The sequence below is a fragment of the Nostoc sp. UHCC 0251 genome (assembly GCF_034932245.1).
GTDB lineage: Bacteria > Cyanobacteriota > Cyanobacteriia > Cyanobacteriales > Nostocaceae > Nostoc.
Genome location: NZ_JAYGHD010000182.1, coordinates 1 through 6,037, shown reverse-complemented (window position 1 = coordinate 6,037; position 6,037 = coordinate 1). Strand labels below are relative to the sequence as shown.

Below are 6,037 nucleotides of genomic sequence, written 5' to 3'. Positions count from 1 at the left end.
GACGTAGCACTGCTACGTCTCTACATCCAGATTCATACTTTAATTCAGCAACGCCCTTAAACCCATTAATGGAAACATTTTATGTCAACAGTTGCTTTAAGAAATATCCATAAAACCTACGCCGACACGGAGATCATCAAAGGCATTGATCTCGATGTGAACGATCGCGAGTTTGTCGTCTTCGTCGGCCCCTCCGGTTGCGGAAAATCAACCTTACTCCGCATGATTGCTGGACTGGAGGAAATTTCCTCTGGAGATTTATTCATTGATGGGCAGAAAGTCAATGATATACCTCCCGATAAACGAGGTTTGGCAATGGTGTTTCAAACCTACGCCTTATATCCTCATATGACCGTGGCGGAGAATATGGCGTTTAGCCTCCGGCTTGCGGGTATGCAAAAAGCCCAGCGTTATGAAAGGGCGCGTGAAGTCGCTCGTATCCTGCAACTAGAGCCGCTTTTAAATCGGAAGCCCAAAGAATTATCGGGAGGACAACGCCAACGGGTAGCGATCGGTCGTGCTTTGGTACGTAATCCCAAAGTATTTTTGTTTGATGAGCCGTTGTCTAACCTAGATGCTTCTTTGCGGGTGCAAATGCGGATTGAGCTTGCCGGCTTACACGACAGCTTGCAAGCTACGATGATTTATGTCACCCACGACCAAGTTGAAGCAATGACCCTGGCTGACAAAATTGTGGTGTTGCAAGGCGGCATTATCGAACAAATGGGTTCTCCTCTAGAACTGTACCACCATCCCCGCAATCTATTCGTCGCCGGATTTATTGGTTCACCGAAAATGAACTTTATCTCGGTGACAGTTTCAGCCGTTAGTGACTCTGGAACAACAGTTAGACTTCCTGGTGAGGCAACTGTAATGATTCCAGTGAAACCTAAAACCCTGTCGGTTGGCGATCGCGCAACATTAGGAATTCGTCCCGAACACCTGCTGCTTAATCGCAATAACCCAAGCTTGAATGGCGAAGTATTAGTTGTAGAACGATTAGGCGGAGAAACCTATCTCTACATCAAGATTGCGGGTGGTGAAACCATAGTTATGCAAACAGACGGAGATAATCCTGCCCAATTGCACGATTTCGTTCCTATCTATATTAATGGTGAACTTTGCCATTTGTTCGATCAAAGCGGTCAAACCATTCCCAAAGCTCATCGTCACCACCTAACTCTGAATGAATCCCATGAACAGCAATATCATCAGCACAGGATCAGCAATCAAACTGAATGAAGCATCTCTCTCTAGTTTAGGCAATAACGTTCGCGTACCCAATTACGATCGCCATCAAATCACTAATGGTATTGTCCATATTGGTGTGGGTGGGTTTCATCGGGCACATCAGGCGTTATACCTGGATAATTACTTTCATCAAAATCCCGATAGTGAATGGGGAATCTGCGGAGTTGGGCTACTGGAATTCGACAAACGAATGCGGGATGCACTGACTTCGCAAGATTGTTTGTATACCTTAGTTGAAAGATCACCAGAAGGCGATCGCGCTCGTGTGATTGGAGCAATTACAAAATATCTGTTTGCCCCAGATAACCGCCAAGCCGTGATCGACACCTTAGCAGATCCCAAATGCCATATCGTCACCCTCACCATTACCGAAGGAGGCTACTACTATATTGAAGGTAGCGGTGAATTCGATGCCAATCACCCAACAATTCAATACGATTTGCAGCATCCTGATGAACCAATTGGAGTATATGGTTTTTTGACAGCAGCCCTCGATCGCCGCCGTCAACAGGGAATAGCACCGTTTACCGTATTGTCCTGCGACAACTTGCAAGGTAACGGCAACATTGCCCGCAAAATGTTAACCGCATTTGCCCAAATGCAGAATCCGGAATTGGGACGTTGGGTTGCCGAAAATGTAGCGTTTCCCAACTGCATGGTCGATCGCATTACCCCCGCTACCACCCCAGCAGATATCAAAATGGTGGCGGAACAATTCAACATTGATGATGCCTTTCCAGTTGTTGCCGAACCGTTTCTTCAGTGGGTAGTCGAAGATAATTTCAGTGCAGGTAGACCAAATTGGGAATCCGTTGGCGTTCAGATGACTAGCGATGTTCATCCCTACGAGATGATGAAAATCCGGCTACTCAACGCCAGTCATTTGTTAATAGGCTATCTCGGTTCCTTGGCAGGTTATACATACGTTCATGAAGTCATGGCAGATCCATTGATTCGCCAAGCTGTTGATAATTTGATGGCAGAAGTTACGCCGACACTCCAACCTGTACCGGGGATTGATTTAGATAATTACAAAAAAACTTTAATTGAACGCTTTGCCAATCCTAAGATTCGAGATCAACTCCCGCGTCTTTGCTTGAATAGCTCCGCCAAAATGCCAAAATTTGTTTTAGGCTCAGTTCGTGACGCGCTGCATCAAGGAGGGGCAATTGATTACATGAGCCTCACCGTTGCAGCTTGGTTCCGTTATCTCAATGGGCTGGATGACCAAGGTAACGCCATTGCCATCAATGATCCAATAGGAGGTACTCTGACTCAACTAGCTCATACCAGTGGTTCCGATGCCAAACCATTGCTCAACCTAACTGAGATTTTTGGCGATTTATCGCAGTCACCGCTTTTTGTTGATGCAGTTACGAACCATTTACGCAGGTTGTATGAGTTTGGAGCTAAAGAAACATTAGTCAAATTCTTACAGAAAAACAGAGAGTGAAAGCCACGACTTTTGAAGGCGGAAGTTTCATTTCCGCCTTCTGAATCTTAAGAATTTGGAGGGGCAATTGAGCGACATTGTAGTTGGCTTAGACTTAGGTACAGGAGGAGTACGAGCGATCGCAGTTAATCTGCAAGGACAAATTATCGCTCAGTCAACCAGAAGCTATCCGTTGTTAACCCCACAACCCGGTTGGACAGAACAGAACTCATCAGATTGGGTGGAAGCAAGTTTGGATGCTCTTTCTGATGTTACTCAACAGCTAAGCGGACACCGAGCGATGTCTGGCGACAAGCCGCTACGCGTCTACGCCCTCGGTTTGTCTGGACAAATGCATGGTATGGTTCCTCTCAATGCGGAGGGTAAAGCGATTAGACCGGCAATTTTGTGGAATGACCAGCGCACAGGTAAAGCTGTTGCTGAAATTGAAGCTGCTATTCCCCGTCAGGAGTTGATCCAGCGGACTGGAAATCCGGCAATTACAGGATTTCAACTGCCAAAGCTCATCTGGTTGCGGACTGAAGAACCAGAAGCATACACTCGGTTATGGCAGATTCTTTTGCCAAAAGATTATTTGGGATATGTGCTAACTGGCGAAACAGTGACAGAACCATCTGATGCCTCCGGTGTCGGCTGTCTGAATTTGGCGAATCGGCAATGGGATACAGATATTCTCCATACTCTTGATATTAATCCAGCGTTGTTCCCCCCGGTAATAGAATCTACCGCGATCGCTGGACAGCTAAAATCAGAAATAGCCGCCCGCGTGGGATTACCTGTGGGATTACCTGTAATCGCAGGCGGAGGTGACAATGCAGCAGCCGCCATTGGTTTGGGCATCTCATCAAGCAACCTGAACCGGGGTAGTTTGAGTATCGGTACATCGGGAGTTATCTTTGCACCGTGCGATCGCCCAATTCCCGATCCAGAAGGTCGGGTACATTTGTTCTGTCATGTGGATGGTGGCTATCATCTGCTGGGAGTGACGCTGGCAGCAGGTGGTTCTCTGCGTTGGTATCGAGATACATTTGCACCGCATATATCCTACACCGAGTTGATGGATATGGCAGAGCGATCGCAGCCTGGTGCGCGTGGTGTTCTATTTCTACCTCACCTCGCAGGAGAACGCAGTCCCCACCTCGATCCAGATACTCGCGGTGCTTTGGTGAATTTATCATTAGCTCATACGCAAGCAGATATAATTCGTGCTGTGCTGGAAGGGGTTGCATTTAGCTTGCGAGAAGCATTGGAGGTAATTAGTGCGATCGCTCCTGTTCATCAACTCTTGGCAACTGGTGGAGGCGCACGCTCTCACATCTGGTTACGAATTTTGGCAGATGTTTTGCAAACAGAACTCATTGCTCCCAAAGCTGAAGAAGGAGCTGCTTACGGAGCAGCTATTTTGGCAATGGTGGGGGTTGGTGCCTACCCCAATTTAGAAATTGCATTTAAGATACTACAGCAGGATAGTAATGTGGTACAGCCGCAGGCAAATCTTTTGTATGAATCAGGGTTTAAGCGATACAAGCTACTTTACGAGGTATTAAAATCTGTTCGTTGACAAAACACCATATAACTGTTTTCAAGCTCTAAATAAATAATTAAATTGATATTATAAAAGTCTAAATTTGAAATTACGGAATATAATTATCGCTAAAAAAGAATCACCGAGTATTTCTGGAAAATATGAGTTTGACGAGTGGTTGCTTCCCAAAGAGATTGCTTTATTTAAATAAATCTGAGATTCTTAATCTCAACTTCAACTACTCCGAATTACTGCTATTGGCATGAACTGTCTTATTTGGCTCATAGCTTACATCTGTCTTGAAAACTGAGAGGGGAGTGGCACTAATACCACGCACAAAAATATCTACACAGGTTTCGATATATTCCTCACAGCTATAGCTACCTTGATTGAATTTTGCACTGCGGCATAGCATTCCAGCTAACAGCATTCCTTTAAACATATCGACTGCTGGAAATGGATCAAGGTCTGCTCTGACTGTACCTCGTCTCTGACTCGATTGCAGGTAAGCTACCAGTTTTTCCCCTAATGGGTTGGCAGCTTTTTGAATCACTTGTTTGGCTGCCTCAGGATGACGTTTAGCTTCTCCAATGAAGGTACGAATTAAGTCTTCCTGTGCCTCAAGCATAGTATTGTAAAGATGGGCATACTGTTTTAAATCAATTTTTAGATCCTGCGTCCAGGCTTCGGGGTGTGCAAGGGCTTGTGTCTGAAGCGCCGAGGCGTTTTCAATTACTGCTCCCAGAAGTTGTTCTTTGCTAACAAAGTGGCGAAATAAAGTCACCTCATTCACACCAGCAACACGAGCTATTTCACGGGTAGTTGCTCCTTGAACACCTAAACTGGCAAATACCTGCGAGGCGGCTTCTATCAAACGTTTACGGGTGAGAGTTGATGAACGGATAGTTTTATTCATTTATGCTGGCAAGTACTTATTTACATCATAGGTTATGTGGAAAAAGTTGTTGCAACTTGGGGAGAAATAATCTTGATAGCAGCATTTTTAAAGTTATTCAAAATATTATATCGGTTCAAGTTTAAAACCCCATCCCTAATGCCAAAGCTTGTTTTATGTTAGGGATTTAGACCCCAACACAAAACGTAATTACGAATTACAAATTACGAATTGCGAATTGCGTTAGCGAAGCGGGGCGTTAGCCCATTGCGAATTGTTTATGTCGGTACAATAGCTAATATTTTGCTCATTTTAGTAACTGGGACAACTACCCCACTTCTTAAATAATGAGGCGCTCTTTGAATGGCAGTAAATCCCAGTCGTAAATAAAATCCTTCGGCATAAAGGCTAGCAGTTGTAAATACCTTATCTATACCTTGATCAATTGCTTCATCGCAAAAATGTTGAACTAAAGCACGCCCAATCCCTTTACCTTGATATTTAGGATGGACATACAGCCCAATTAATTCATCAACAATAAAACTAGCAAAACCTATAACAACATCTCCCTTGATTGCAACCCTGCAAGTTTCCAATTTCATACTCTTCAAGATATTTGAACCATCAGGGTTGTCGAGGTAATTACGCCAAGCTAAAAGTTCTTTTTGGGTATAGAAAGTTGGAGGTAGAGCTTTAATAGCAGCAATATGAATTGCACTTAGTACCCACACATCTGTTTCCTGGGCAGGTCGTAGAGATATTTCGCTAGTACTCATTCAGATCGTATGCCTGTTTAACTTTCTGATACAAAGATACCAACTTTAGTTATACAGCAATCCAAAATCATTCGTGAAAAAAAATGAGGATTAAATAAGATCCAGAAATCGGTCATGCAATAATAAGCTGAATCTGC

The 6,037-nt window shown here is 44.4% G+C and carries 5 protein-coding genes; 3 read left to right on the top strand and 2 right to left on the bottom strand.

The features are described from left to right. Positions 1-81: 81 nt before the first annotated feature. From VB740_RS16760 to xylB, 3 genes are all read left to right on the top strand, one after another. On the top strand, positions 82-1,242 hold the full coding sequence (locus VB740_RS16760; protein WP_323201096.1) for a sn-glycerol-3-phosphate ABC transporter ATP-binding protein UgpC: 1,161 nt from the start codon (positions 82-84) through the stop codon (positions 1,240-1,242). Beyond that, positions 1,196-2,704: a mannitol dehydrogenase family protein gene (locus VB740_RS16755; RefSeq protein ID WP_323201095.1), complete on the top strand. Its 1,509-nt coding sequence runs from the start codon at positions 1,196-1,198 to the stop codon at positions 2,702-2,704. Before VB740_RS16760 ends, VB740_RS16755 begins: the two co-directional genes overlap by 47 nt. A 67-nt stretch (positions 2,705-2,771) precedes the next feature. Continuing rightward, complete coding sequence (gene xylB, locus VB740_RS16750) at positions 2,772-4,265, top strand: xylulokinase (protein WP_323201094.1); 1,494 nt, start codon at positions 2,772-2,774, stop codon at positions 4,263-4,265. Positions 4,266-4,467: 202 nt separating this feature from the next. On the opposite strand, the gene VB740_RS16745 is transcribed toward xylB, so the two are convergent. Both VB740_RS16745 and VB740_RS16740 read right to left on the bottom strand, forming a co-directional pair. Then, positions 4,468-5,145 carry a TetR/AcrR family transcriptional regulator gene (locus VB740_RS16745; RefSeq protein ID WP_323201093.1) on the bottom strand — a complete coding sequence of 226 codons (678 nt, stop codon included), beginning with the start codon at positions 5,143-5,145 and terminating at the stop codon, positions 4,468-4,470. A gap of 257 nt (positions 5,146-5,402) precedes the next feature. Continuing rightward, entirely contained in the window at positions 5,403-5,900 is a 498-nt protein-coding gene (locus VB740_RS16740; protein ID WP_323201092.1) for a GNAT family N-acetyltransferase, read from the bottom strand. Positions 5,901-6,037 lie beyond the last annotated feature (137 nt).

Excerpts from the sequence above, each read along its gene's own strand:
- VB740_RS16740 (WP_323201092.1), bottom strand. The coding sequence starts at position 5,900 with ATGAGTACTAGCGAAATATCTCTACGACCTGCCCAGGAAACAGATGTG.
- VB740_RS16755 (WP_323201095.1), top strand. The coding sequence starts at position 1,196 with ATGAACAGCAATATCATCAGCACAGGATCAGCAATCAAACTGAATGAA.
- VB740_RS16760 (WP_323201096.1), top strand. The coding sequence starts at position 82 with ATGTCAACAGTTGCTTTAAGAAATATCCATAAAACCTACGCCGACACG.
- VB740_RS16745 (WP_323201093.1), bottom strand. The coding sequence starts at position 5,145 with ATGAATAAAACTATCCGTTCATCAACTCTCACCCGTAAACGTTTGATA.